Annotated in this window: 24 protein-coding genes, 3 rRNA genes and 1 riboswitch; of the genes, 3 read left to right on the top strand and 24 right to left on the bottom strand. The window is 65.2% G+C overall.

Features of this window, described 5'->3' with window-relative positions:
• Nucleotides 1–29: 29 nt before the first annotated feature.
• The 16 genes from der to GO591_RS15915 form a co-directional block, all read right to left on the bottom strand.
• Entirely contained in the window at nucleotides 30–1535 is a 1506-nt protein-coding gene (gene der / locus GO591_RS05555; protein ID WP_157155903.1) for a ribosome biogenesis GTPase Der, read from the bottom strand.
• Nucleotides 1536–1547: 12 nt separating this feature from the next.
• Nucleotides 1548–2213: a (d)CMP kinase gene (gene cmk, locus GO591_RS05550; protein WP_157155902.1), complete on the bottom strand. Its 666-nt coding sequence runs from the start codon at nucleotides 2211–2213 to the stop codon at nucleotides 1548–1550.
• A complete protein-coding gene (locus tag GO591_RS05545) occupies nucleotides 2210–3307 on the bottom strand; it encodes a prephenate dehydrogenase (protein WP_157155901.1) in 1098 nt (365 codons plus the stop codon). Before GO591_RS05545 ends, cmk begins: the two co-directional genes overlap by 4 nt.
• Nucleotides 3304–4089, bottom strand: a complete 786-nt coding sequence (locus tag GO591_RS05540) for a pseudouridine synthase (protein ID WP_157155900.1) — start codon at nucleotides 4087–4089, stop codon at nucleotides 3304–3306. Before GO591_RS05540 ends, GO591_RS05545 begins: the two co-directional genes overlap by 4 nt.
• Complete coding sequence (gene scpB, locus GO591_RS05535) at nucleotides 4079–4714, bottom strand: SMC-Scp complex subunit ScpB (RefSeq protein WP_157155899.1); 636 nt, start codon at nucleotides 4712–4714, stop codon at nucleotides 4079–4081. The genes GO591_RS05540 and scpB overlap by 11 nt, the downstream gene beginning before the upstream one ends.
• Nucleotides 4704–5528 (bottom strand): segregation and condensation protein A, encoded by an 825-nt coding sequence (locus GO591_RS05530; RefSeq protein ID WP_157155898.1) that lies wholly within the window; start codon nucleotides 5526–5528, stop codon nucleotides 4704–4706. Before GO591_RS05530 ends, scpB begins: the two co-directional genes overlap by 11 nt.
• Nucleotides 5512–6399, bottom strand: coding sequence for a ParA family protein (locus GO591_RS05525; RefSeq protein WP_157155897.1), 888 nt, complete (start codon nucleotides 6397–6399; stop codon nucleotides 5512–5514). Before GO591_RS05525 ends, GO591_RS05530 begins: the two co-directional genes overlap by 17 nt.
• 141 nt (nucleotides 6400–6540) lie before the next feature.
• Complete coding sequence (xerD, locus tag GO591_RS05520) at nucleotides 6541–7473, bottom strand: site-specific tyrosine recombinase XerD (RefSeq protein ID WP_157155896.1); 933 nt, start codon at nucleotides 7471–7473, stop codon at nucleotides 6541–6543.
• The gene (locus GO591_RS05515; RefSeq protein ID WP_232466285.1) at nucleotides 7457–8017 is read right to left on the bottom strand and encodes an NUDIX domain-containing protein; all 561 of its coding nucleotides are present in this window, start codon (nucleotides 8015–8017) and stop codon (nucleotides 7457–7459) included. Before GO591_RS05515 ends, xerD begins: the two co-directional genes overlap by 17 nt.
• Nucleotides 8018–8019: 2 nt before the next feature.
• Nucleotides 8020–9705, bottom strand: a complete 1686-nt coding sequence (locus GO591_RS05510; RefSeq protein WP_198295570.1) for a CTP synthase — start codon at nucleotides 9703–9705, stop codon at nucleotides 8020–8022.
• Between the two features lie 46 nt (nucleotides 9706–9751).
• A complete protein-coding gene (gene recN / locus GO591_RS05505) occupies nucleotides 9752–11473 on the bottom strand; it encodes a DNA repair protein RecN (RefSeq protein ID WP_157155895.1) in 1722 nt (573 codons plus the stop codon).
• On the bottom strand, nucleotides 11470–12411 hold the full coding sequence (locus GO591_RS05500; protein ID WP_157155894.1) for an NAD kinase: 942 nt from the start codon (nucleotides 12409–12411) through the stop codon (nucleotides 11470–11472). The genes recN and GO591_RS05500 overlap by 4 nt, the downstream gene beginning before the upstream one ends.
• A 27-nt stretch (nucleotides 12412–12438) precedes the next feature.
• Nucleotides 12439–13230 (bottom strand): TlyA family RNA methyltransferase, encoded by a 792-nt coding sequence (locus GO591_RS05495; RefSeq protein ID WP_157155893.1) that lies wholly within the window; start codon nucleotides 13228–13230, stop codon nucleotides 12439–12441.
• A complete protein-coding gene (locus tag GO591_RS15760; RefSeq protein WP_167139838.1) occupies nucleotides 13223–13381 on the bottom strand; it encodes a hypothetical protein in 159 nt (52 codons plus the stop codon). The genes GO591_RS05495 and GO591_RS15760 overlap by 8 nt, the downstream gene beginning before the upstream one ends.
• 21 nt (nucleotides 13382–13402) lie before the next feature.
• The gene (locus tag GO591_RS05490; RefSeq protein ID WP_232466284.1) at nucleotides 13403–14446 is read right to left on the bottom strand and encodes an HAD-IIA family hydrolase; all 1044 of its coding nucleotides are present in this window, start codon (nucleotides 14444–14446) and stop codon (nucleotides 13403–13405) included.
• Nucleotides 14406–15113 carry a tetratricopeptide repeat protein gene (locus GO591_RS15915; protein WP_232466283.1) on the bottom strand — a complete coding sequence of 236 codons (708 nt, stop codon included), beginning with the start codon at nucleotides 15111–15113 and terminating at the stop codon, nucleotides 14406–14408. The genes GO591_RS05490 and GO591_RS15915 overlap by 41 nt, the downstream gene beginning before the upstream one ends.
• On the opposite strand from GO591_RS15915, the gene GO591_RS05485 reads away from it, so the two are divergent.
• Nucleotides 15099–16022: a hypothetical protein gene (locus tag GO591_RS05485; protein WP_157155891.1), complete on the top strand. Its 924-nt coding sequence runs from the start codon at nucleotides 15099–15101 to the stop codon at nucleotides 16020–16022. The genes GO591_RS15915 and GO591_RS05485 overlap by 15 nt on opposite strands.
• A 54-nt stretch (nucleotides 16023–16076) precedes the next feature.
• Here GO591_RS05485 and rrf read toward each other — a convergent pair.
• From rrf to tyrS, 5 genes are all read right to left on the bottom strand, one after another.
• Nucleotides 16077–16193, bottom strand: a 5S ribosomal RNA gene (rrf, locus tag GO591_RS05480).
• Between the two features lie 151 nt (nucleotides 16194–16344).
• A 23S ribosomal RNA gene (locus GO591_RS05475) occupies nucleotides 16345–19456 on the bottom strand.
• Between the two features lie 497 nt (nucleotides 19457–19953).
• Nucleotides 19954–21476 (bottom strand): 16S ribosomal RNA (locus GO591_RS05470).
• The 16S, 23S and 5S rRNA genes sit together here, the layout of an rRNA operon.
• 580 nt (nucleotides 21477–22056) lie before the next feature.
• Complete coding sequence (locus GO591_RS05465; RefSeq protein ID WP_157155890.1) at nucleotides 22057–22836, bottom strand: putative protein N(5)-glutamine methyltransferase; 780 nt, start codon at nucleotides 22834–22836, stop codon at nucleotides 22057–22059.
• A gap of 33 nt (nucleotides 22837–22869) precedes the next feature.
• The gene (gene tyrS / locus GO591_RS05460) at nucleotides 22870–24171 is read right to left on the bottom strand and encodes a tyrosine--tRNA ligase (RefSeq protein ID WP_232466282.1); all 1302 of its coding nucleotides are present in this window, start codon (nucleotides 24169–24171) and stop codon (nucleotides 22870–22872) included.
• A gap of 148 nt (nucleotides 24172–24319) precedes the next feature.
• Here tyrS and GO591_RS05455 point away from each other — a divergent pair, with 148 nt between their 5' ends.
• Both GO591_RS05455 and GO591_RS05450 read left to right on the top strand, forming a co-directional pair.
• Nucleotides 24320–24925, top strand: a complete 606-nt coding sequence (locus GO591_RS05455; RefSeq protein WP_157155888.1) for an RNA polymerase sigma factor — start codon at nucleotides 24320–24322, stop codon at nucleotides 24923–24925.
• 12 nt (nucleotides 24926–24937) lie between these two features.
• Nucleotides 24938–25486, top strand: a complete 549-nt coding sequence (locus GO591_RS05450; protein ID WP_157155887.1) for a hypothetical protein — start codon at nucleotides 24938–24940, stop codon at nucleotides 25484–25486.
• 23 nt (nucleotides 25487–25509) lie between these two features.
• Here GO591_RS05450 and GO591_RS05445 read toward each other — a convergent pair whose 3' ends face one another.
• The 3 genes from GO591_RS05445 to GO591_RS05435 are packed head-to-tail and all read right to left on the bottom strand — an operon-like array spanning nucleotide 25510 to nucleotide 26817.
• Nucleotides 25510–26103, bottom strand: a complete 594-nt coding sequence (locus tag GO591_RS05445) for a DNA-3-methyladenine glycosylase (RefSeq protein WP_157155886.1) — start codon at nucleotides 26101–26103, stop codon at nucleotides 25510–25512.
• 9 nt (nucleotides 26104–26112) lie between these two features.
• Nucleotides 26113–26502, bottom strand: coding sequence for a DMT family transporter (locus GO591_RS05440; protein ID WP_157155885.1), 390 nt, complete (start codon nucleotides 26500–26502; stop codon nucleotides 26113–26115).
• Nucleotides 26503–26817 carry a DMT family transporter gene (locus tag GO591_RS05435; RefSeq protein WP_157155884.1) on the bottom strand — a complete coding sequence of 105 codons (315 nt, stop codon included), beginning with the start codon at nucleotides 26815–26817 and terminating at the stop codon, nucleotides 26503–26505. It abuts the gene before it with no gap.
• Between the two features lie 10 nt (nucleotides 26818–26827).
• Nucleotides 26828–26894: riboswitch (guanidine-III (ykkC-III) riboswitch) on the bottom strand.
• Nucleotides 26895–26907: the final 13 nt, after the last annotated feature.

Below are 26907 nucleotides of genomic sequence, written 5' to 3'. Positions count from 1 at the left end.
AGGGTTTAAAGACGCGTCACTCGCTTCGATCAGGTGCGCTTGCGCTTCTCTCGGACTCGCATGTTCACGATGATCGGGGTGCCCTCGAAGCCGTACACCTCACGCAGACGGCGGGTGATGAACCGGCGGTAGCCGGGATCGAGGAAACCGGTGGTGAACAGCACGAACGTCGGCGGACGCGTCGCTGCCTGCGTGCCGAACAGGATGCGCGGCTGCTTTCCACCACGCACCGGGTGCGGGTGCTCCGCGGTGAGCTCGGCGAGCAGGGCGTTGAACTTGCCGGTCGGGATGCGGGTATCCCACGAGTCGAGCGCCTGCTCGAGCGCGGGGACCAGCTTCTCCATGTGCCGACCGGTGCGGGCCGAGATGTTCACTCTCGGCGCCCAGGAAACGTGCGCGAGATCCTGCTCGATCTCCCGCTCGAGGTACCGCCGACGGTCGTCGTCGAGCAGGTCCCACTTGTTGAACGCCAGCACCAGCGCCCTGCCGGACTCGAGCACGAGGTCGATGATCCGCACGTCCTGCTCGCTGATCGGCTCGGACACGTCGATCATGACGACTGCGACTTCCGCCTTCTCCAGCGCGGCACTGGTGCGCAGCGACGCGTAGAAGTCGGCACCCTGCTGCAGGTGCACGCGACGACGGATGCCGGCGGTGTCGACGAAGCGCCACACCTTGCCGGCGATCTCGACCTGCTCGTCGACCGGGTCGCGCGTGGTGCCGGCGAGTTCGTTCACGACGACTCGCTCTTCACCAGCGGCCTTGTTCAGCAGGCTGGACTTTCCGACGTTCGGACGACCGAGGATCGCCACCCGACGCGGGCCACCGACCTCTTCCTTCGCGACGGCGGAGACCTTCGGCAGAATCGTCAGCAGGTGGTCGAGCAGGTCGGCCACGCCCCTGCCGTGCAGGGCTGACACCGGCCGGGGCTCACCGAGTCCGAGGTTCCACAGGGCCGCGGCATCCGCTTCCTGACGCACGTCGTCCACCTTGTTCGCGGCGACGATGACCGGCTTCTTGGTGTTCCGCAGCATCCGCACGACGTGCTCGTCGGTGGCGGTGATGCCCACGTTAACGTCGACGACGAAGAGCACCGCGTCGGCCAGGTCGACCGCGACCTCGGCCTGTGCCGCCACCGAGGCGTTGATGCCGCGCGCGTCAGGCTCCCAGCCGCCGGTGTCGACGAGGGTGAACTTGCGGTCATTCCACTCGGCCTTGTACGACACCCGGTCACGGGTGACACCTGGGGTGTCCTCGACGACGGCCTCGCGGCGGCCGAGGATGCGGTTCACCAGCGCGGACTTGCCGACGTTCGGCCGTCCGACGATCGCCAGCACCGGCAGCGCCGGCAGGTAAGTGATGGCGTCGGCGTCCTCAGTGACGGCGTCGAGGATCTCGAAGTCGTCCTCGTCGAGCTCGTAGTCGTTGAGGCCGGCGCGCAGGGCGGTTGCCCGCTGGTGGGCCTCATCGTCGCCGAGCGCGGCGAGTCGTTCACCGAGATGCTCGTCGTACTCGGGGAAGTCGTTCTCTGCCATGGAAGTCCTGTTCTAGCGGGCGACCTGTTGCGCCAGCTCGGTGACCGCGTGCACGGTCTGATCGAAGTCGAGGTGCGTGGAGTCGATGGTCACCACGCCGGGCGCCGCGTTCATGAAGTCCACCACTTGGGAGTCCTGGTGGTCACGGCGGGCCAGCTGCTCCGCGGTTTTCGCCGAGTCTTCGCCGACAAGTTCCGCTGAGCGCCTCGCCATTCTAACCTCCGCGTCGGCGGTCAGCAGAATCCGCACCTGCGCCTCGGGGGCGACGACCGTGGTGATGTCCCGGCCTTCAACGATGATGCCGCCACGCTCGGAGGCGCGGATGATCTGGTGGAACAGGTCGGTGAGGTGCGCACGCACCTCGGGAATGCGCGCGATGGCGCTCACTGCGGCGGAGATCCGGGGTTCGCGAATGTCGTCTGTGACATCCTCGTGGCCGACGCGCACGAAGTAGTTGTCGGGGTCGGTGCCGATCTCGTACTCGAAGGTGTCGAGCGCTTCAATCGCTTCAATCGAGTTGAGCATGTCGACACCGCGCTCGAGACACCACCAGGCGAAGGCGCGGTACGCGGCACCGGTGTCCTGGTACGCGAACCCGAGTTCACGGGCAGCGGCCCGGCTGACCGAGGACTTGCCGCTGCCGGCGGGTCCGTCAACGGCGATTACGAACGTGCTCATGCAAATGCTCCAGCGATCTTCCAGCCCCGCGCCTCGAGTTCCTGCACGAGACGGTGTTCCGCCTCGGGCACGACCGAGATCTCGGCGAGACCGATCTGCGCGCCCGGCGAGTGCTCGAGCCGCAGGTCTTCCATGTTGACGCCCACCTCACCGATGTCGGTGAGCAGGCGGGCCAGCTGCCCGGGACGGTCATCGACCATCACCACGAGCTGGCTGAATCGGCGGTCCTGGCCGTGCTTGCCGGGGATACGCGCGACACCGGTGTTGCCGGCCGCGATCGTCTCGGCAATGGCTCGGCGGGAACCGGATGCCGCGGGCTCGCGCAGCGCGGTGATGACCGTGTCCAGATCGTCTCTCAGCTGCGTGAGCACGTCGGCGGTGGGCGCGGCGTTGGCGCCAAGGATCTGCACCCACAGTGCCGGGTCGCTCGCGGCCACTCGGGTGACGTCGCGCAATCCGCCGCCGGCGAGGGTGAGCGCGGCATTCTGCCCCTCGTTCAGCCGGGCGGCCATCAGCGAGGACACCACCTGGGGAACGTGCGAGACCAGCGCGACGCTGCGGTCGTGCTCCTCGACCGACATCTCGATCGGAACGGCACCGAGGTCGAGGATCATGTCCTCGATCGCAGCGGCCCGACGGTAGGTGATGCCGTCGTGGCCGGCGAGCACCCAGGGCCGGCCGATGAACAGGTCGGCGCGCGCGGCGATCGGGCCGCCGCGCTCGCGCCCGGCCATCGGGTGGGTGCCCAGGTAGCGGCTGAGGTCGGCGCCGAGGACGCGCAACTGCTGCAGCGGCGCTGCCTTCACACTGGCGACGTCGGTGACCAGGGCGTGCGGGTGGGTGGCCAATTCGCGGGCGACGACGCGGGCGGTGACATCCGGTGGCACACACACGACGATGAGTCCCGGGTTGTCGCCGTCAGCGGGAGCCCGGCCGGCGCCGTAGTCGATCGCCAGCTGCTGTGAGGAGGGCGACACGTCATCGAGGATGACGTCGACACCCTTCTCGACGAGCCCGAGACCGATGCTGGTGCCGAGCAGTCCGCTGCCGACGACGCGCACCTGTTCGGCGAGCCGGCGATCGGTCACGGTCATTCCTTAGCTGGGTCAGATTCGAGGTCGGACGCTGGGTTGGATTCTGCCCGGGCGATGGTGAGCAGTCTGCCGAGTTCCACCTTACTGAGATCGCGCGCCTGCCCGACCGGCAGGGTGCCGAGGTGCAGTGGGCCGAATTGGCGGCGCACCAGCTCCAGCACCGGGTGCCCGACCGCGTCGAGCATCCGCCGCACGATCCGGTTCTTGCCGGAGTGCAGGGTGATCTCGACCATGGTCTGGCCCCGGCTGGCCGCACCGATGATGCGGGCCTTGTCTGCGGCGATCAGGCCGTCCTCGAGTTCGATGCCGGCCATGAGCTTCTTCATCGTGGTCGGGGTGGCCTCCCCCTGCACCTTGGCGATGTAGGTCTTCTCGACGCCGAACGACGGGTGGGCGAGCACGTGCGCGAGTTCACCGTCGTTGGTCAGGATGAGCAGGCCGCTGGTGTCGGCATCCAACCGTCCGACGTTGAACAGTCGCTCTTCGTAGCGGTTGGTGTAGCGGGTGAGGTCGGGCCGTCCCTGCTCGTCCTTCATGGAGCTGACCACGCCGACCGGCTTGTTCAGCATCACGTAACGACGGCTGGTGTCGAGCTGGATGGCGGTGCCGTCGACAGTCACCCGGTCGGTGAACGGGTCGACCCGCCGACCGGGCTCAGTGATGATCTCGCCGTTCACGGCCACGCGACCCTCGGCGATGTACTGCTCGCAGACCCGCCGTGAGGCGACACCGGCGGCGGCCATCACTTTCTGCAGGCGCTCGCCTGTTGCTTCAGATGTCATCGAAACCTTCCGTTCCATCGGACAGCAGCGGCGAGATCGGCGGCAGCTCCTCGACGCTGTTGATGCCGAGCTGCGTGAGCAGCAAGTCGGTGGTGGCGTAGTGGATCGCCCCGGTCTCGCTGTCGGTGTAGGCCTCGGTGATCAAGCCGCGGCCCAGCAGGGTGCGCACCACCGAGTCGACGTTGACCGCGCGGATCGAGGCTATCTGGCCGCGGCTGATCGGTTGCTTATAGGCGATCACGGCCAGCGTCTCGAGCGCCGCCTGCGACAGCTTGGTCGGGTTCTGGGTGAGCACGAAGTCGCGCACCGTGTCGTCGAACTCGCTGCGCACGTAGATGCGCCAGCCGCCGCCGACTTCGCGCAGTTCGAAACCGCGACGGATGCCGCCGTCCTCACCGTCGAAGTCGGCGACGAGCCGGTCAATGGCGGCCTTGACCTCCTTGACGGGCCGCGCCACCGCAGTTGCCAAGGTCACCAAACTCTGCGGCTCATCGGAAACCATGAGGATAGCCTCGAGGGTTCGTTCGATTGGCTGAGGCGGGGTGTTCCTTTCAGAATCGCCGGCGGCCGACGGAGCGCCAGCGACGCCGCCCGCTTCGGCGAAAATGTCACTGTCAACTTCCATAATCGGCTCCCAGGTTCGCGAGGCTGTCGTCCGACCAGGTGTCGGCAATCCAGCGGATGGTGAGTTCGCCGAGCGGTTCCAGCTGGTCGAACGAGATCGAGGCGTGCCGGTACAACTCCAGCACCGCCAGGAAGCGCGCCACAATGACACCCTTTTGGTCGGCCCCGGCGATCAGCTGCCGGAAGGTCATCGGCTCGCCCTGGCGCAGCAGGGCGACCACGTGCGCGGCCTGCTCGCGGATGCTGATCAGCGGCGCGTGCAGGTGGTCGAGCCCGACCGTCGGAATCTCACGCGGCGTGAACGCGAGCGTCGCCAGCGCGGCGAAGTCGTCGACGGTGAGGGTCCAGACCAGCTCCGGGGTCTGCTGGCGGTACTTCTCCTCGAGTCGCACCGCCCGGAAGTGTCGACCCGACTCGGCATCCAGTTGCGTGGAGAACCACTGCGCCGCTTCCTTGAACGCCCGGTACTGCAGCAGACGGGCGAACAGCAGGTCACGCGCTTCGAGCAGCGCGACATCCTCGGCGTCCACCAGTTCGCCCTGCGGCAGCAGCCCGGCGATCTTCAGGTCGAGCAGGGTGGCTGCGACGACCAGGAACTCGCTGGCCTGATCGAGCTCCTCTTCGGTGTCGAGACCCTTGAGGTAGCTGATGAACTCGTCGGTGACGCGGCTGAGCGACACCTCGGTGATGTCGAGTTCGTGCTTCGCGATGAGCGAGAGCAGCAGGTCGAACGGGCCGCTGAAATTGCTCAGCGTGAGCGAGAATCCAGCAGGCTCTGTCTCGGGCTGAACGGCCGCGTCAGGCGGCTGCGCCACGGAAGATCAACTCTCGGGCGAGCTGACGGTACGCTTCGGCGGCCGGGTGCTCCGGCGCGAAGTGGGTGATCGGCAGCGAGGCGACGCTCGCATCCGGGAACTTCACCGTGCGACCGATGACCGTCTCCAGGGTCTGGTCGCCGAACTTGTCGACGACCCGCTCCAGGACCTCACGAGAGTGCAGGGTGCGCGAGTCGAACATGGTTGCCACAATGCCGTCGAGCTCGATCGCCGGGTTCAGCCGGTCCTTGACCTTCTCGATGGTCTCGATCAGCAGCGCGACTCCGCGGAGCGCGAAGAACTCGCACTCGAGCGGGATCAGCACGCCATGCGCGGCGGTCAGCGCGTTCACGGTGAGCAGCCCGAGCGAGGGCTGGCAGTCGACGAGGATGACGTCGTAGTCGCCGGACACCTGGCGGAGCACCCGGGCGAGGATCTGTTCGCGGGCGACCTCGTTTACGAGGTGGACCTCGGCGGCGGACAGGTCGATGTTCGCGGGCATGACGTCGAGCCCGGGGACCGCGGTCTGGGCGACAACGGACTTGGCGTCCTTCACGGTGCCGAGCAGCAGGTCGTAGACGGTCGGGACGTCGTGGGTCTGCACCCCGAGGCCGGCTGACAGGGCACCCTGCGGGTCGAAGTCGATGGCCAGCACCTTGCGACCGTACTCGGCGAGGGCTGCCCCGAGGCTGATCGTCGTCGTGGTCTTGCCGACGCCGCCCTTCTGGTTGCAGAGCGCGATGATCCGCGCGGGTCCGTGACTCTTGAGCGGCTCGGGAACGGGGAAAGCCCGCAGCGCGCGGCCGGTGGGACCGACGGCTGCCGTTTCAGTTCCGGGCCGTTCTGCCGTCATCTCCCGCTTTCCAGTCATGCGGACGATTCTATCGAGCGCATACCACGACCCCCGGACGCCACACGGGCGGCACGCCGAGGCCACCTCGACCATTGGTTGAAGGTTTGGTTTCGAGACGCGGCGTCGCTGCGCTCCGTCGCTCCTCAACCACCGCGGTAGTCAGCGGGCCCGCGGATGCGCCGTGGTGTACATGTCGCGCAGGGTGTCGGCGGTGACCAGGGTGTAGATCTGCGTGGTCGCCACGCTGGAGTGCCCCAGCAGCTCCTGCACCACGCGCACGTCGGCACCACCCTCGAGCAGGTGCGTGGCGAACGAGTGCCGGAAGGTGTGCGGCGAGATCTCGATCCCCAGCTTCGCCTTCTCGGCGGCCGCCCGGATGATCAGCCACGCGTTCTGCCGCGACACTCGCTGTCCGCGCACGCCGAGGAACAGCGCCGGCGTCGCGGTTCCGCGCACTGACAGCACCGGCCGCGCACGCACCAGGTAGGCGTCGATCGCGGCACGGGCGTAACTGCCGACCGGAACCAGCCGCTGCTTGCTGCCCTTGCCGAACAGCCGCACCACGTCGCCGTCGGCAACATCATCAACGTTCAGCGCCACCGCCTCGGAGATCCGCGCCCCGGTCGCATAGAGCAGTTCGAGCAGCGCCTTGTCCCGGAGGGCCTGGATATCGTCGCCATCCACTGCGGCCAGCACGGCGCTCATCTGGTCGACGGTGATCGCCTTCGGCAGGCGGGACGGCAGCTTCGGCGGTCGCAGGTCGGCGGCGACATCCGTTTCCACTAGGTTCTCGTCGAGCAGGAAGCGATGGAATCCACGCAGCGTCGACAGCAGCCGGGCCAGTGACGAGGCGGTGAGTGGCTTCTCGGCACGGTTGCGCAGTGAGGCGCTGAAGTCGGTGACGGATGCCGCGGTGATCGCCTGCGGTGAATCGATGCCGATCGTCTCGAGATACGCCAGGTACGCGGTCAGGTCGCGCCGGTACGCGGACACGGTGTTCGTCGCCAGGCCACGCTCAATCGCGACATGCCGCAGGTAGCGGTCGACCGCCCGGTCGAGTCCGCTCGGATTGCTCTCAGCGGGCGCGGGCATGGGCGGTGAGCACCGCGATCTGCAGGATGGCGTTCCGCACCCGGCCGTCGAGCACGGCGGCAACCACGTCGGAGAACGGCACCCAGCGGGTGATCATGTGCGCCTCCTCCGCTGTGCGCGCGAACACCTCGGGCGCCGGGCTGATGCCGGTGGCTTGGAAGACGGTGATCGCCTCGTCACTGCCACCCGGGGTCGAGTCGAACTCGGCGAGCAGCGACCAGTCGGTGGCGACCAGGTCGACTTCCTCGGCGAGTTCGCGCTTGGCCGAGTCCAGCGGGGATTCTCCGTCGACGTCGAGCAGACCGGCGGGCAGTTCCCATTCGAGGCGACCGACCGGATGCCGGTACTGCTGGATCAGTAGGACACGGTCCTGATCGTCAATCGCGAGCACCGCGACGGCGCCCGGATGCCGCATCAGTTCACGGGTGAGCACCCCGTCGCCGAAACGGAAAGTCTCCCGGGCGATGTCCCAGACGGCCCCGCGGAAGACTCGCTCAGAGCTGAGTACTTCAACATCCAGAGGTTCGTCGACGAGTTCCGTCACGCTCAGGCCCCGGCGACTTCCGGGACCTCGAACAGTCGGCTGGCCCGCTGCCGCTCGATCGCGGCCTGCACCAGACCGTAGAACAGCGGGTGCGCCCGGTTCGGCCGGGATCGCAGCTCCGGGTGCGCCTGGGTGGCGACGTAGAACGGGTGCACCTCCCGCGGCAGCTCGACGTACTCGACGAGGCTGCCGTCGGGAGACGTGCCCGAGAACTGGAGTCCGGCGTCCGCGATCTGTGCGCGGTAGGCGTTGTTCACCTCGTACCGGTGACGGTGCCGCTCGGTGGCCGTGTCGGCGCCGTACAGCCCGGCGACGATCGAACCCGGGGTGAGCGCCGCCTCGTACTGGCCGAGACGCATGGTGCCGCCGAGGTCACCGGAGGCGATGATGTCCACCTGCTCGGCCATGGTCGCGATCACCGGGAACTCGGTCTCGGGATCGAACTCGGTGGACGAAGCACCAGACAGGCCGACCACGTCGCGGGCGTACTCGATGACCATGCACTGCAGGCCAAGGCACAGGCCCAGGGTGGGGATCTCGTTCTCGCGGGCGAACTTCAGCGCGCCCAGCTTGCCTTCGATCCCGCGGATGCCGAAGCCGCCCGGCACGCAGATGCCGTCCAGGTCGGCGAGGTTCTTCGCCGCGCCATCCGGGGTCTCGCAGGTATCGGAGGCGATCCAGCGCAGGTTGACCCTGGTCTGGTGCGCGAATCCGCCGGCTCGCAGCGCCTCGGTGACCGACAGGTAGGCGTCGGGCAGGTCGATGTACTTGCCGACCAGGCCGATGGTGACCTCATCCTTCGGGTCGTGCACGGCGTCGAGCACCTTCTGCCAGCCGTCCCAGGCGACGTCGCCCGCGGTCAGGTCGAGCTGGTCGATGATGTATGCGTCCAGGCCCTGCTGGTGCAGCACCGAGGGGATGTCGTAAACGCTCTTCAGGTCGGGGGTGTTGACAACCGCGGCTTCTTCGACGTCACACATGAGCGCGATCTTGCGCTTGTTGGACTCGGTGACCGGACGGTCGCTGCGCAGTACGAGCGCGTCGGGCTGGATACCGATCGACCGGAGCGTCGCGACCGAGTGCTGCGTCGGCTTGGTCTTCTGCTCGCCCGAGGCGCCCATGAACGGCACCAGCGACACGTGCACGAAGAACACGTTCTTGCGGCCGAGCTCGTGGCGCACCTGGCGGGCTGCCTCGAGGAATGGCTGCGACTCGATGTCACCGACGGTCCCGCCGACCTCGGTGATGATCACGTCGGGCTGCGGGGTTTCGGTGGACTGCAGCCGCATCCGGCGCTTGATCTCGTCTGTGATGTGCGGAATGACCTGCACGGTGTCGCCGAGGTACTCGCCGCGGCGCTCCTTGGCGATCACCTGCGAGTAGATCTGGCCGGTGGTCACGTTCGCGGCCTGGCTCAGATTGATGTCGAGGAACCGCTCGTAGTGCCCGATATCCAGGTCGGTCTCGGCGCCGTCATCGGTGACGAACACCTCGCCGTGCTGGAACGGATTCATCGTGCCCGGATCGACGTTCAGATACGGGTCGAGTTTCTGCATGACCACGCGGAGTCCGCGGGACGTGAGCAGATTGCCGAGACTGGCGGCGGTGAGCCCTTTGCCGAGGGACGAGACGACGCCCCCGGTCACGAAGATGTGCTTTGTAACGACCGCGCCTTGATTGTTCACCACGGGGTTACATCGTATCCCACGGCGCCGGAATTAAAGCGCGCCGCGCTCAGCCGCGTGTGCGCGTCTCGGCGAGTTCGAGCAATTCGCGCGCGTGGGCGAGCCCGCTCTCGGAATCGGAGAGCCCGCTCAGCAGGCGTGCCATCTCCTCCACGCGCTCGTCTCCGTCGAGTTGTCGCACGCTGGAGGCGGTGACCGCACCGTCGCTGTCCTTCACCACGCGCAGGTGATTCGTGGCGAAGGCGGCAACCTGGGCGAGGTGGGTGACGACGATGACCTGCGCCGTGTCGGCGAGTCGCGCCAGGCGCCGACCGATCTCGATCGCGCTGGCGCCGCCGACCCCGGCGTCGACCTCGTCGAAGATGAATGTCGGCACCGGATCGTTCGCCGCGATGACCACTTCGATGGCGAGCATCACGCGCGACAGCTCGCCGCCGGATGCTCCCTTGCCGAGCGGCCTGGGCGATGCGCCTGGGTGCGGCTGCAGCAGCAACTGCACCTGATCCTTGCCGCCCAGCGTGAACTCGCCCTTGTCGGCGACCTCGACGACGAGTCGCGCGTCGGGCATCGCCAGTGCGGCGAGTTCCTCGGTCACCTCGGCCGCGAGCCGCTCCCCCGCGGCGCTGCGAGCCCGCGTGAGCGAGTCGCCGAGCTGCTCCAGGACGGCGAAGTCGGCGGTGACGACATCCTGCAGCTGTTCAATCCGGTCGCCGTCGTTGTCGAGCTCGAGCAGGCGAGCGCTGCCGGTGTCGAGGTAGTCGATCACATCATCGAGGGTGGGGCCGTACTTGCGGATGAGCGTGGCGAGCACCGCGCGACGCTCCTGCACCACCTCCAGCTCGCGACTGCCGTCGGCGTCGAGCGAGTCCAGGTAGCCGGACAGTTGCACGGCGGCATCCGCCAGCTGGAAGGACACCGTAGCCAGGGCTTCGACCACAGGGGCCAGGGCAGGGTCGTGACCGGCGACCCGGTCGAGCGCACGCCGGGCCTGCTCGACGAGAGCGGTGGCGTCCATGCCCTCGGACGACGAGTCGTCGTCAACCAGGGCACCATGGGCGGTGACCGCCGCGATCCGCAGGTCTTCGAGGTTGCTGAGCCGCTCGGCGCGCTCGGCGAGGGCGGTGTCTTCGCCCGGTTCGGGGGCGGATGCCTGGATCTCATCAATCGCCTGCCGAAGTTGCTCTGCCTCCCGTGCCCGATCATCGCGCTCGGCGGTGAGCCGGTCGAGTTCCTCGCGGGCAGCCTGCCAACTGCGGTACGCCTGCTGATAGTCGGTGAGCACCGATTGCACCGCGCTGCCCGCAAACCGGTCGAGGGCGTCGCGCTGGGCGGTCTGGGACTTCAGCCGGATCTGGTCGGACTGACCGTGCACGACCACCAGGTGCTCACCGAGTTCGGTGAGCACGCCGATCGGCGCCGAACGCCCGCCCGCAGTGGCGCGGCTGCGACCTTCTTCGGTAATGGTGCGGGTGAGCAGCAGTTCCGCACGATTCTCCGAGCCGAACGGTTCCACCTCTCCCCCGGCGTCACGCACGCGCTCGGCGGCGATCCCGGTCTCGTCGACCTGCCAGCGTCCCTCGACGGTGGCCTGGCCGCTGCCGGCACGGACGACCTGGCTGTCGGCGCGGCTGCCGAGCAGCAGCCCGAGCGCGGTGACGACCATGGTCTTGCCTGCGCCGGTCTCGCCGGTGATCGCGGTGAACCCTGAGCCGAGCGGCAGCTGGGCTTCGCCGATCACTCCGAGGTTCCGGATGACGATTTCCTCGATCATGCCCGCGGCGTCTCCTTCCGCACCTCGCTGAGCGGCCCACGCCAGCCCTCCACCGGAAGGTTGAACTTGTGCACCAGCCGGTCGGTGAACGGGCCGGGGTTCAGCCGGGCCAGCCGCACCGGCACCGAGGAGCGTCGCACGATGACGCGCGCGCCGGCCGGAAGGTCGTAGGTGCGTCGACCGTCACACCACAGCACGCCGGTGGCGCGGGCACGGCCGAGCACTTCGACGGCGAAGGCCGAGTCGGGTCCGACCACGAGCGGCCGGGCGAACAGGGCGTGGGCGCTCAGCGGCACGAGCAGCATCGCGTCGAGACTTGGCCAGACCACTGGCCCGCCGGCTGAGAACGAGTAGGCAGTCGACCCCGTCGGGGTGGACATGACGACTCCGTCGCAGCCGAAACTCGACAATGGACGACCGTCGACCTCGATGACCACCTCGAGCATCTTCTCGGGGCTCGCCTTTTCAACGGTCGCTTCATTCAGCGCGAAGGTGTCGAAGACCACCTCGGCGTTGACCTTCACCCGTACAGAGAGCGTCATCCGCTCCTCGACGAGGTAGTCGCGGGCGAGCGCACGCTCCACGGTGGTGGTCAGGTCCTTGCGCTCGCTTTCGGCGAGGAATCCGACGTGTCCGAGGTTCACGCCGAGCAAGGGCGCTGTGCAACCGCGCGCCAGTTCGGCGGCACGCAGGATGGTGCCGTCGCCGCCGAGCACGATCACGAGTTCCAGTTCGCCGATGCCGACGCTCGCGCCGAGCACGAGAGTGGATGAGAGGTCCGGCGCGACGGCGAGCATCTGCTCGCGCTCGTCGAGGGTCAGCACGGGAACGGTGCCGGCGCTGATGAGCTGTCGGCAGACCGCGACAGCCGCCTCAAGCGAGTCCTCGCGTCCGGTGTGCGCAACGACGAGGAAGAATCGTTCGGCGGTGCTTGTCACGGCGCTCCTTCCCTCGTCAGTCGGTGCTCACGCAATTTCGTGAGCGCGCGAGTTCCATTCTGTCGGATTGGTACCTGATGCCGCGTTCAGCCAGACCAGGAACTCGCGATTGCCTGCGCCGCCGGCGATCGGCGACGGAGCGAGTCCGGCAGTGCCGAGCCCCGCGTCCCAGGCTGACCAGAGCACTCCGGTGATGGCGTCCTCACGCAGTGCCTTGTCGTGCACGATGCCCTCGCGGATGCCCGTGCGCCCGACCTCGAACTGCGGTTTGATCAGCAGCACGAAGTCTGCGCCCTCCGCTGCGGAGGCGACGAGGGCAGGCAGCACGAGGCCAAGGGAGATGAACGACAGGTCGCCGACGACCAGCTCGGGACGTTCGCCGATGCCGGAGGCCTCGGCCAACGTCTCGGCGGACATGAACCGGGCGTTGAAGCCTTCCACCACCGCGACCCGCGGATCGCGCCGGATGTCCTCGGCCAGCTGGCCGTGGCCGACGTCGAGCGCGATCACCGAGCGGGCTCCGCGTTCGAGCAGCACCTGGGTGAACCCGCCGGTGGACGCTCCGACGTCGAGGGCGAGCCGACCCTCGACCCGCACGTCGAATGCGTCCAGCGCGCCGATGAGTTTGTGCGCGGCGCGGCTGACGTAATGGTCGGCCGTGGCCACCTCGATGAGGTCGGTGTCGGCGACCCGGTGCGACGGTTTCACGACTGGTTCACCGTTCACGGTGACCAGCCCGTCGCCGATCAGCCGGGCGGCGTGCGTGCGCGACCGGGCGAGCCCCCGATCAGCGAGGACGGCGTCGAGGCGGTCAGCCATGCGTGCGCGTGGAGTCCCCCGCGTCGAGCACGGCCTTCAGCTCGTCGTGCAACTGGGAGAACGCAACCGCTCGCGTCTCGAGCGGTTGGTCTTCGATGAGACTCAGCCGGGAGAGCATCTCTTCCGGATCGGTTTCGTGCTCGGCATCCATCCTGTCAGCGTAACCGGCACGCTACCGCAGCGGGCGTGCGATGCCGAGCCGGTCGAAGACCGTGTCGGGCACGTCGATGCCGTAGATCGCGAGGCCGGAGTCCCAGATGGCACGGGTGGTCGCACGCAGCAGATCGGTGGCGTGGCCGGTGTCGGCGAGCACGTCGACACGGTTGCCGCGCATCGCGACACGCGCGCCACCGACCTTCACGACGCCGTCGGCGTCGCGGGTGACGTCGGGGTACGGCTCGTGCAGCTGACGCAGGTCGTCGAGGATGAACGTCGGCCGGTCATCCTTCGGGGCGGCGAGCAGTTGCTTCGGCCCGTCGATGCCGGTGAGTACGAGCACCGAGTCGATGCCCACCTTGTTGGCGCCACGGATGTCGGTGTCGAGCCGGTCGCCGATGAAGAGCGGCTTCTCGGCACCGAAACGCTCGATCGCGGCCTCGAAGATCGCCGGCTCGGGCTTACCGGCGGTCACCGGCAGCCGTCCGACGGCCAGGTGCACGGCCGACACGAGGGTACCGTTGCCCGGGGCGATGCCGCGCGCGACCGGAATCGTCCAGTCGGTGTTGGTTGCCACCCACGGGATGCCGTCGTGCAGGGCAAAGGAGGCCTCGGCCAACTGCTTCCAGCCGACCTCGGGGTGGAACCCCTGGATGACGGCCGCTGGGTTGTCATCGGCGGAACGCGTGACGATGAACCCGGCCAGCTCGACCTCGTGCACCAGGCCCTCTCCCCCGACCACCAGCACGGTGGCGCCGGCCGGCACCAGGTCAGCCAGCAGACGCACGGCGGCTTGCGGTGAGGTGACCACATCTGTCGTCTCGACGCTCAACCCGAGCTCGACCAGGTGACCGGCGACCGACGCCGCGGTGCGCGCGGCGTTGTTGGTGATGTAGCCGACGCGCACCTGCTCGGCGGCGAGGTTGATGCTCTCCACGGCATGTGGGATCGCGCCCGGACCCTTGTAGACAACACCGTCGAGGTCGGCGAGCAGCAGATCGACGCCGTCGATCGGCGCGCTACTCGTCGTCTTCGTCGACTTCCTCTTCAGAAACTTCAACGAAGTCCTCCTCTTCTGACTGCGGTGCGCCAAGCGCTTCGGTTGCGTGCTCGGACCGGCGGAACCACTCGGCCGCTTCCTCGTGCCTGCCGAGCTCCTCGAGCACGGTGGCGTACGCGTCGAACAGCGCGGGGCTGTACGAGAACGCGGTGGTCGGATCAAGCTGCGGGATCTGCAGCTCGCCGAGCGCGGCATCCGTCTGCCCGAGGTCCAGGCGAGCGCCGGACATGGCGATCGCGAGCTCGACCTGCACCGGAACCGGCAACTCGGAACGCGGCACGGAACGGCCCAGCTCGAGGGCGCGGTCGGGACGGCCGAGGCCCCGCTCGCTGTCGACCATCATCGGTAGCTGGTCGTCGCGGCCCGTGATCCGGCGGTAGGTGCGCAGCTCGCGCAGGGCCAAGGTGAAGTCGCCGGTGGTGTACGCGGTGATCGCGAGCGTCTCGCGCACCACACCGATTCGGCCTGCTCGACGGGCTGCGGATGTCGCGTGCTGGTGCGCTAGCTCGGGGTCCTCTTCAATCAGCCGAGTGACCATCACCAGGTGCCGAGCGACGGCTTCAGCGTTCTCCTTGCTGAGGGTCTTGAGCTCATTGCGGGCGATGCGATCAAGTTCCTTGGCCTCGACGTCGTCGGGGATGAACGGGTCATCGTGACGAGGGCGCACCGACTTGGTGTCGTACGGGTCGGTTTCGAAGGACGAAACACGTTCCCGGCCAGCGCGCTCGGCATGTCCCCCGCGGTGCGGACGGTCACCGTGCGGGCGATCGGTCCGCTGCGGACGGTCACCGTAGGGGCGGTCGGTCCGCTGCGGACGGTCACCGTAGGGGCGGTCGCTGCGCTGAGCCCGGTCGCCCTGCGGCCGATCAGTCCGCTGCGGACGATCACCGTAGGGGCGGTCACTGCGCTGTGCACGATCGCCCTGCGGGCGATCACTGCGCTGCGGACGGTCACTGCGCTGAGGACGGTCACCGTAAGGGCGGTCGCTCCGCTGAGGACGATCTCCGTAGGGCCGGTCGCTGCGCTGCGGGCGATCGCCATGCGGACGATCACTGCGCTGCGGACGGTCACCGTACGGGCGGTCACTCCGCTGCGGACGATCACCATGACCGGCACCGTCGCGGCGCGGACGTTCGGTGCGGTCGCCATCCCGACGGGGACGCTCAGTGCGATCCCCCTCGCGCGGCGGGCGCCCCTGGTAACCACCCTCTCGGGCCGGTCGGGCATCGCCATCCCGACGCGGACGCGCGTCACCGTCGCGGTACGGACGAGCCGAGTGCCCGTCATCGCGGCGCGGACGCTCCGTACGGTCACCCTCACGGCGCGGCCGGTCAGTGCGTTCTCCGTCTCGACGCGGACGCTCAGTGCGGTCGGCATCGCGACGTGGACGATCATCACCGCCGCGGGACGGTTTGTCGCTGCTGCGGAACGGCTTGTCGCCGCCGCGCGAAGGCTTACCGGCACCGTGCGGCTTGCCGCGGGCCGGTCCACCGGAATCGGATCGACGTCCATCGGGCGTTCCGCCGGGACGCTTGGGTCGCTCGCCCGCATCGTTCATGGGAATCGCTCCTTGTAACTGGTCTGTTAAACAGAAATGGCCACCCTATCGGGTGGCCATTTCACAAAAGAAGTCCGGCGGTGACCTACTCTCCCACAAGGTCGCCCTTGCAGTACCATCGGCGCAGAGAGTCTTAGCTTCCGGGTTCGGAATGTGACCGGGCGTTTCCCTCTCGCTATGGCCGCCGAAACACTATGGATTTATGTTCGTTCGCGGACACAACAGGTGCTGACCATGTCAGCGGGTTGTGTGCGCGGTTCCCGACCGTAAATCGAGAACCACAAAGTGGACGCAAGCAACAGCCCCACACCGCAGCCTTACAACACTGGTGTGAGTGGTGATTATCAAGTTATCGGCTTATTAGTACCGGTCAGCTTCACGAGTCTTTCGTCCTCGCTTCCACATCCGGCCTATCAACCCAGTCGTCTGGCTGGGAGCCTCTCCCCCGAAGGGATGGAAATCTCATCTTGAAGCCGGCTTCCCGCTTAGATGCTTTCAGCGGTTATCCGTTCCGAACGTAGCTAATCAGCGGTGCCCTTGGCAGGACAACTGACACACCAGAGGTTCGTCCATCCCGGTCCTCTCGTACTAGGGATAGATCTTCTCAAATTTCCTACGCGCGCAGCGGATAGGGACCGAACTGTCTCACGACGTTCTAAACCCAGCTCGCGTACCGCTTTAATGGGCGAACAGCCCAACCCTTGGGACCTACTCCAGCCCCAGGATGCGACGAGCCGACATCGAGGTGCCAAACCATGCCGTCGATATGGACTCTTGGGCAAGATCAGCCTGTTATCCCCGAGGTACCTTTTATCCGTTGAGCGACAGCGCTTCCACAAGCCACTGCCGGATCACTAGTCCCGACTTTCGTCCCTGCTCGACCTGTCAGTCTCACAGTCAAGCTCCCTTGTGCACTTACACTCGCCACCTGATTGCCAACCAGGTTGAGGGAACCTTTGGGCGCCTCCGTTACTTTTTGGGAGGCAACCGCCCCAGTTAAACTACCCACCAGGCACTGTCCCTGAACCGGATCACGGTTCGAAGTTAGATATCCAATATGACCAGAGTGGTATTTCAACAATGACTCCACGAACACTGGCGTGCCCGCTTCATAGTCTCCCACCTATCCTACACAAGCCACACCGAACACCAATACCAAGCTGTAGTAAAGGTCACGGGGTCTTTCCGTCCTGCTGCGCGTAACGAGCATCTTTACTCGTAATGCAATTTCGCCGAGTTCGCGGTTGAGACAGCTGGGAAGTCGTTACGCCATTCGTGCAGGTCGGAACTTACCCGACAAGGAATTTCGCTACCTTAGGATGGTTATAGTTACCACCGCCGTTTACTGGGGCTTAAATTCTGAGCTTCGCTTGCGCTAACCCTTCCTCTTAACCTTCCAGCACCGGGCAGGCGTCAGTCCGTATACATCGAATTGCTTCTTCGCACGGACCTGTGTTTTTAGTAAACAGTCGCTTCCCACTGGTCTCTGCGGCCCTACCACGCTTCCCGGAGCAAGTCCGTTCACGTGTCAGGCCCCCCTTCTCCCGAAGTTACGGGGGCATTTTGCCGAGTTCCTTAACCACGATTCTCTCGATCTCCTTGGTATTCTCTACCTGACCACCTGAGTCGGTTTGGGGTACGGGCGGCTGGAACCTCGCGTCGATGCTTTTCTTGGCAGCATAGGATCACCGAATTCCCCCGTGAGGGGTATGCGTCAGATCTCAGGCACATGAACGACGGATTTGCCTATCGTTCGCCCTACATCCTTACCCCGGGACAACCATCGCCCGGTACGGCTACCTTCCTGCGTCACACCTGTTAATACGCTAACCGCCTCAGCACAGGGTCGAGCGCTAGCCCCCAAGCTCCACCCCGAAGGGCTTCACAAGAGGATTCGGGCTCTTAGCATTACTGGATTGGTTGGGACGGTTCTTCGCCGGTACGGGAATATCAACCCGTTGTCCATCGACTACGCCTGTCGGCCTCGCCTTAGGTCCCGACTTACCCAGGGCGGATTAACCTGGCCCTGGAACCCTTGGTCTTTCGGAGGACGGGTTTCTCACCCGTCTTTCGCTACTCATGCCTGCATTCTCACTCGTGTGGCGTCCACGGCTGGATCACTCCGCCGCTTCACTCGCCACACGACGCTCTCCTACCGATCCGCACGGCTGAACCACGAAGGCTAACCAATGATGCGAATCCTACAACTTCGGTGGTGTGCTTGAGCCCCGTTACATTGTCGGCGCGGAATCACTTGACCAGTGAGCTATTACGCACTCTTTCAAGGGTGGCTGCTTCTAAGCAACCTCCTGTTGTCTGTGCAACTCCACATCCTTTTCCACTTAGCACACGCTTAGGGACCTTAGTTGGTAGTCTGGGTTGTTTCCCTCTCGACGATGAAGCTTATCCCCCACCGTCTCACTGCTGCGCTCTCACTTACCGGCATTCGGAGTTTGGCTGACGTCAGTAACCTTGTAGGGCCCATCGGCCATCCAGTAGCTCTACCTCCGGCAAGAAACACGCAACGCTGCACCTAAATGCATTTCGGAGAGAACCAGCTATCACGAAGTTTGATTGGCCTTTCACCCCTATCCACAGCTCATCCCCTCAGTTTTCAACCTAAGTGGGTTCGGTCCTCCACGCGCTCTTACACGCGCTTCAACCTGGCCATGGATAGATCACTTCGCTTCGGGTCTAGGACATGCGACTGAATCGCCCTATTCAGACTCGCTTTCGCTACGGCTACCCCACACGGGTTAACCTCGCCACATATCACTAACTCGCAGGCTCATTCTTCAAAAGGCACGCCGTCACCCCAACAAGGAGGCTCCGACGGTTTGTAAGCAAACGGTTTCAGGTACTATTTCACTCCCCTCCCGGGGTACTTTTCACCTTTCCCTCACGGTACTTGTCCGCTATCGGTCATCTGGGAGTATTTAGGCTTACCAGGTGGTCCTGGCGGATTCACACGGGATTTCTCGGGCCCCGTGCTACTTGGGATCCTCCCCACCCCCACACGGCATTTCGACTACGGGGATCGCACCCTCTGTGTCCAGGCATTCAAACCTGTTCGTCTATACCATGCGCGATGAGTGTTGGCTGCGGCAGCAGCCGTTGGGAGTCCCACAACCCCGACCATGCAACCCCTGCCGGGTATCACACATGATCGGTTTGGCCTGTTCCGGTTTCGCTCGCCACTACTAACGGAATCGCGGTTGCTTTCTCTTCCTGTGGGTACTGAGATGTTTCACTTCCCCACGTTCCCTCTACCCGCCCTATATATTCAGGCGGGAGTCACCAGGTCGTCTTGCAACGCCTGGCGGGGTTTCCCCATTCGGAAATCCTCGGCTCACAGCTCGTTTATCAGCTCCCCGAGGCTTATCGCAGATTACTACGTCCTTCTTCGGCTCCAGATGCCAAGGCATCCACCGTTTGCTCTTAGAAACTTGAAATCACATGAGTTTGAATCGATCGGCAAACACCGCACCCAAAGGCACGAATGCTGCAGATTGACCAATGATCACCAGACACCGAAAAGGCATCTGGTAAGTCATCAATTTCGAAGACAGCCCAAAGGGCTGCTTCTAAGATGCTCGCGTCCACTGTGTAGTTCTCAAAATACGGGCGGTACCCCCACCAGAACCCGACACCCACCTGAAACAGGCGGACTTTGGTCGGAAACCGGTCAAGGGTCCAGAGGTGCAGTCCAGGCAAGTATCCGAAGACACCCGCCGGCCCGGTCCCTCAGGACCCAACAGCGTGCAAAGACCAGGCCCGCCGGCAACCCTCTGTTCCTGCCTCCGCAAGGAGACGTACTGAGAGGACCACGTTTGGTCCTGGTCACAATGTCAATGTTCCACCCATGAGCGCCAGCAGGAGACAGTCGCTCCTGAACTGGCTTGGCAAGTTGGTCGCCCTGTATACAGAGGCGCTTGCACGTGCTCCTTAGAAAGGAGGTGATCCAGCCGCACCTTCCGGTACGGCTACCTTGTTACGACTTAGTCCTAATCACCGATCCCACCTTCGACAGCTCCCCCCTTGCGGTTGGGCCACTGGCTTCGGGTGTTACCGACTTTCATGACTTGACGGGCGGTGTGTACAAGGCCCGGGAACGTATTCACCGCAGCGTTGCTGATCTGCGATTACTAGCGACTCCGACTTCATGAGGTCGAGTTGCAGACCTCAATCCGAACTGAGACCGGCTTTTTGGGATTCGCTCCACCTTACGGTATCGCCGCCCTTTGTACCGGCCATTGTAGCATGCGTGAAGCCCAAGACATAAGGGGCATGATGATTTGACGTCATCCCCACCTTCCTCCGAGTTGACCCCGGCAGTCTCATATGAGTTCCCACCATTACGTGCTGGCAACATACGACGAGGGTTGCGCTCGTTGCGGGACTTAACCCAACATCTCACGACACGAGCTGACGACAACCATGCACCACCTGTACACCGACCTTGCGGGGCGACCATCTCTGGCCGTTTCCGGTGTATGTCAAGCCTTGGTAAGGTTCTTCGCGTTGCATCGAATTAATCCGCATGCTCCGCCGCTTGTGCGGGCCCCCGTCAATTCCTTTGAGTTTTAGCCTTGCGGCCGTACTCCCCAGGCGGGGAACTTAATGCGTTAGCTGCGACACAGAAACCGTGGAATGGTCCCTACATCTAGTTCCCAACGTTTACGGCATGGACTACCAGGGTATCTAATCCTGTTCGCTCCCCATGCTTTCGCTCCTCAGCGTCAGTTACGGCCCAGAGATCTGCCTTCGCCATCGGTGTTCCTCCTGATATCTGCGCATTCCACCGCTACACCAGGAATTCCAATCTCCCCTACCGCACTCTAGTCTGCCCGTACCCACTGCAGGCTGGAGGTTGAGCCTCCAGTTTTCACAGCAGACGCGACAAACCGCCTACGAGCTCTTTACGCCCAATAATTCCGGACAACGCTTGCACCCTACGTATTACCGCGGCTGCTGGCACGTAGTTAGCCGGTGCTTTTTCTGCAGGTACCGTCACTTGCGCTTCTTCCCTGCTAAAAGAGGTTTACAACCCGAAGGCCGTCGTCCCTCACGCGGCGTTGCTGCATCAGGCTTGCGCCCATTGTGCAATATTCCCCACTGCTGCCTCCCGTAGGAGTCTGGGCCGTGTCTCAGTCCCAGTGTGGCCGGTCACCCTCTCAGGCCGGCTACCCGTCGTCGCCTTGGTGAGCCATTACCTCACCAACAAGCTGATAGGCCGCGAGTCCATCCCCAACCGAAATTCTTTCCACCCACAGAAGATGCCTTCGCGGGTCGTATCCGGTATTAGACGCCGTTTCCAGCGCTTATCCCAGAGTCGGGGGCAGGTTACTCACGTGTTACTCACCCGTTCGCCACTAATCCACCAGGTGCAAGCACCCGGCTTCATCGTTCGACTTGCATGTGTTAAGCACGCCGCCAGCGTTCGTCCTGAGCCAGGATCAAACTCTCCGTAAATGTTTGATTGCACGGATGCGAACATCCGGCACATCTAGTGTGCCCAGCCACCGGAATAGGCGGACAAGACACAAGTTTGAAACTGACAGAACAAATCATTACTGACTTGCTTTGTTGTTTAAATGTTTTCCAAAGGAATCTCTTCACTAACCGAAGTTAGAGTCGAGGTTTTTGGCATTTGACATTGTGCACGCTGTTGAGTTCTCAAGGATCGGACGCACCCGAGTTACAACCAGTCTGTAATCAACCGGCCTGCCCTCGAGGCAACTTCCTTAGCTTACCACTCATTCTTTGGTGTGAGGCGCGCCGTTTCCGGTTGCATCTCGACACTTCTGGCTGAGTGGAGTTGTAATCCTAGACACATCGAACCGAGGGTTCAAGAAGAAGACTTCAAGTCTGGTCTTTGTGTAGGAAGCGGTCCCGCTTGAGGCCGGGAAGCTCTTCCGCTTCCCGCACCTTTGGGGTGACAAGGGAATACATTACGTCGCTCCCACAGCCTCCGCAAACCGGTGCCGCATCCCGGGCGTGTCGCGATTCGGCTTCGTTTTTCGGGCCGGAATGGCCAGTGATTCCGGGCTCTTCAGGAGGGCAGCAACTCGCCGATCACCACTGTCGCGTCGCGTTCGTCGTCCCGGGCAATGCTGGCAAGCAGTCCCTCGCGGTCGAGAAGCGCCGCGATGGTTTCCGCTTCCCTGAGGCTCGTCTCCAGCAGGACCGAGCCGCCGGGCGCCAGCCACTCGCCGGCATGCTCGGTCAGCCGACGCAGGATGGTCATGCCATCCGGACCCCCGTCGAGTGCAATTAGAGGCTCGTGTTCACGGGCCTCCGGAGGCATGGTTCGGATTCCGTCGGTCGGAACGTAAGGCGGGCTGGCGACCAGCACGTCGATGCCACCGCGGATAGCAGCCGGCAGGGCTTCGAAGAGGTCGCCCTCCAGCACCGGGCCGACCAGATTGCGGCGGGCGCAGGCAACCGCTGCCGGATCAATGTCCGCCGCCATCACCCGTGCATCAGGCCGGCCCGACTCGAGCGCTGCGGCCACCGCGCCGGATCCACAACACAGGTCGACCAGGAGGTGGCCCGGACGAGCCCGTCGCAGCGCTTCGGCGACGAGCAGCTCGGTGCGCAGCCGAGGGACGAACACGTTCGGTTCGAGAATGATCCGCAAGCCCGCGAACTCGGCCCATCCCAGGATCTGTTCAAGCGGTTTGCCACCGACCCGGTTTTCCAGCATCGCCTCGAGCTGTGCATCCGTAGCGGCCGCTTCGATCAGCAGTGCCGCCTCTTGCTCGGCGAACACACAACCGGCGGCACGCAGGCGTGTCAGGACTTCCCCGCCGAGCGTGCCCGAGACCTGCATGTGACTCCCTTGTCAGTTGGCAGCTACCGCCGGTCAGTCGACGAAGACTCCAGCAAGCGTCTTCTTGCCGCGGCGAAGCACGGCAAAGCGGCCATGCAGCAGATGCGCGCCGACTGTGGCGGCGTCATCCGTCACCTTCTGGTTGTTCACGTACACGCCGCCCTGCGCAATCGCGCGCCGGGATTCTCCGAGGCTGCCGGTGAGTTCGGTGTCAACCAGCAGGCGCGCGACCGGCACATCAGCGGCCGCCTGGGTGTTGGGAAGCTCACGGAGCGCGGCGTCGAGGGTGGCGGCATCCAATTCGGCGAGATCGCCCTGCCCGAACAACGCGGCGGACGCGGCGATCGCGTCCCGGGTTGCTTCTTCACCGTGGACCAGGCTGGTCACCTCGTAGGCGAGCGTCTTCTGTGCTTCACGGCGGAACGGCTCATCGGCCACCGCCTGGGCGAGCCGCTCGATCTCGGCGCGGCTGAGGAAGGTGAAGACCTTGAGCCGGGCGATGACGTCGGCGTCATCCGTGTTCAGCCAGAACTGGTAGAACGCGTACGGGCTGGTCAGCTCGGCATCCAGCCAGACCGCGTTGCCCTCGCTCTTGCCGAACTTCGTGCCGTCGGAATTGGTGATGAGCGGGGTGCCGATCGCGTGCACGCTCACTCCCTCAGCCTTGTGGATGAGGTCGGTGCCGCTGGTGAGGTTGCCCCACTGGTCGCTGCCGCCGGTCTGCAGCACGCAGCCATGAGCACGGTAGAGCTCGAGGAAGTCCATGCCCTGCAGGATCTGGTAGCTGAACTCGGTGTAGCTGATGCCGGCCTCGCTGTTGAGCCGGGCCGCGACGGCATCCTTCTTCAGCATGGTTCCGACACGGAAGTACTTGCCGACCTCGCGCAGGAAGTCGATCGCCGACATCGGCGCGGTCCAGTCGAGGTTGTTCACCATGCGCGCCGCGTTGTCGCCCTCGAAGCTGAGGAAGCGCTCGATCTGGCCACGGAGGTAGCCGACCCACTCGCCTACCGTGTCCGGGGTGTTGAGCGTGCGCTCGGCGGTCGGCCGCGGGTCGCCGATGAGGCCGGTGGATCCGCCGACCAGTCCAAGGGGCTTGTGGCCGGCCAGTTGCAGCCGACGCAGCAGCAGGATCTGCACCAGGTTGCCGAGGTGCAGGCTGGGCGCGGTGGGATCGAAGCCGCAGTAGTAGGTGATCGGATCCCCCGCCAGCAGCTCCTTCAGTTCGGCCCGGTCGGTCGACACGTGAACGAGTCCCCGCCAGACGATCTCATCCCAGACATCGTCGAAGGTCGGATCATTCCGCTGGTCCTGGAGTCCTGATGCTGCTGGCACGGCAATAACGCTAGCAGCGGGCTCGCTCCGATCGGGCCACCTGAGCCTCGTTAGGGCCATCTAGCCTGCACGGTTGATCTGGATGTGATCATGCTTGTAGGGTTGATTAGAACGAGATCAATGCTATAGGCCTGACTGGGAGGCATCCGTGTTCGTCATCACCGCAGATCAGGTGGGCAGCCGCGATTCGGTGGACCGCGTGCGCGCAGCGCTCGAGCGAATCAACACGCGCTTTGCGCTGACGCTTGCCGCCGAACGGACGGCAGGTGACGAACTGCAGCTGGCGACGGGAGATGCGGACACCGCCTTGTCCGTTGTGCTCGAGCTCACACGATCCGGCTGGTGGAGTGTTGGCTGCGGTGTCGGCCCGGTCGAGTTGCCGCTGCCGCAGTCGACCCGCGAGGCATCCGGCGCCGCATTCATCGCGGCCCGCGTTGCCATCGATCGGGCGAAGAAACGTCCCACCCGCGTCGCGCTTGTGAGCGACCCGGACTCCCCCACCAGTCCCGCCGGCGCCGACCTCGAGGCGGTGCTCGATCTGGTCATGCTGCTGCGCGAGCGGCGCAGCGCCGAGGGGTGGGAGCTGTATGACCTGACGACCACCGGCCTGACGCAGGCGCAGGCGGCCGAGCGGCTTGGGATCACACCTCAGGCTGCGAGCAAGCGGGCTCAGGTGGCTCAGTTGCGCGCCGAGCAGGCAGCGACAGTGGCCCTCGGTAGGCTCATGCAGGCGCACCACGATTCCGTCGGCTAGGGGGACAACCGGATGCTTCTGCTCATCACCTGGATCGTGGTCGCGGTGCTGGCGACCGCCGGAGCTGTGCTCGCGGTGCTGGCTACCCGCACTCGGTTCCGCCGGCTGGCGGCGCTTCCGATCGTGCCGGTCGGGCTCGGTGTGCTGCTGGTCTGGTTCGGCGGACTCGCCCCCTCTCCCGTGCCCGTTCTGCCCGGTCTCATCGATCTCGCCTACGCGCTGATCGGGGTCGTCGCCGGTGGGCCGATCGCGGCGCTCGTGCTGCGCCTGGCGACCGGCTCCACGCCCGGCAGCCACGGCGGAATCATGGTGCTGCGCGAGCACAACCCGCAAGAGGTGCTGCGCGGCGGGGCGACGATCGGCTTTCTCGAACGGCTCGGTCTCGTCGCCGCGATCGCCGTGGGCTACCCCGAGGCACTCGCGGTGATCGTTGCCATCAAGGGTGTCGGCCGCTACTCAGAACTGCGCGAACCCGAGGTGCGCGAACGGTTCATCATCGGCACGCTGGCCAGTCTGACCTGGGCAGCGATCTGCGGGACGCTGGTGTTCGTCGGACTGTAGCGGTCTGGCGTCAGCGCTCGTCGTCAGCGCTTCTTGGGGACGTGCGCCTTGTACGGCGATACGGTCGGGTTGCCGGGGATCCAGAACCGCCACGGGAATTCCGCCGTGCCGCCGTGCCCGGAGACTCCGGTGCGCGGGCCGGTCTCGTACTGAGCAGCCGGGGCGCCCGTCATCCGCAGCGTGACCGGGCCGGATTCGAGGTCGCAACCGCCGTCGGCAAGCGTGATTCCGAGCGCGACCGCCAGCCGCGCCGGCCCCCTCGCCAGGTCTGCGTCGCCCTTGCTGGTGTGGCGCCGTTCCCGGGCCAGGTCGATCCCATCGACGACCTCGCCCGCGCGGATCAGGCATCCGGATGCCTCGCCCTCAGGCGAACAGACGACGTTGGCGCACGTGTGCATGCCGTAGGTGAAGTACGTATACAGGTGACCGGGTTCGCCGAACATAACGGCGTTGCGGCGGCTCTTGCCGCGGAAGGCATGCGACCCCGGATCGACCGCGCCGAGATACGCCTCGACCTCGGTGATCCGCACCGCGACCGGGCCTTTGCGGAGCACCGCGCCGAGCAGCAGCGGCGCCACCTCGAGGGCGGGTCGGCTGAGCAGTGACCGGTCGAACACGTGCTCAGGCTACCGACGCGACTCGACGCTCCCCGCGACCTCGTTCCCGCGAGTCTCCTCGTCGAGCGAGTCGGCGCGCTTGGGCGGGCGGGCAAGCTTGAGTCCGATCACCGCGACGATGATGCCGCCGATGAAGAGCGCCTTCCAGATCGAGAACGCCTCATCGCCGGCGAGCATCGCGTAGCTGACCGTGAGTGCCGCGCCGACTCCCACCCAGACCGCGTAGGCGGTGCCGATCGGGATCTGCTTCATCGCCCAGCCGAGGCCGAACATGCTCGCGGTCAGGGCGATGGCGAAGACAATCGTCGGCACGAGCTCAGTGAACCCGTTCGAGTACCCGAGCGCGGTCGCCCAGACTGCCTCGAAGACGGCGCTGAGCAGCAGGATGAACCAAGCCATCTAGCTCACCACCTTCAGGCCGACGACACAGGCGACCAGCAGCAGAAGCAGCAGGATCCGGGCGATCGACGCTCGCTCTTTGCCGGTGATCATCGCCCAAACCACCGTGAGTGTCGCGCCGATCCCGACCCACACGGCGTATGCGGTACCGGTCGGAAGCTCGGTCATGGCGAAGGCCAGCCCGGCCATGCTCGCGACCATGGCGACTACGAACAGCACGGATGGTCCCGGCCGACGGAACCCCTTCGACGCCGACAACGCGGACGCCCACACTGCCTCGAGCACACCCGAGGCGATCAATACCAGCCAAGCCACGACAAACCCTTCTGAGTCAGTCTTGTCGTGCTGCGGGTACTGCTCCCTCGTCCGCGAACCTTCCCTCGAGGTTCCACCCACGAGGGTAAT

The sequence above is a fragment of the Diaminobutyricimonas sp. LJ205 genome (genome assembly GCF_009755725.1).
In the GTDB taxonomy this organism is placed as follows: domain Bacteria; phylum Actinomycetota; class Actinomycetes; order Actinomycetales; family Microbacteriaceae; genus Ruicaihuangia.
Note: the sequence above shows the minus strand (reverse complement) of the source record. Positions and strands in the feature narration are given on the sequence as shown.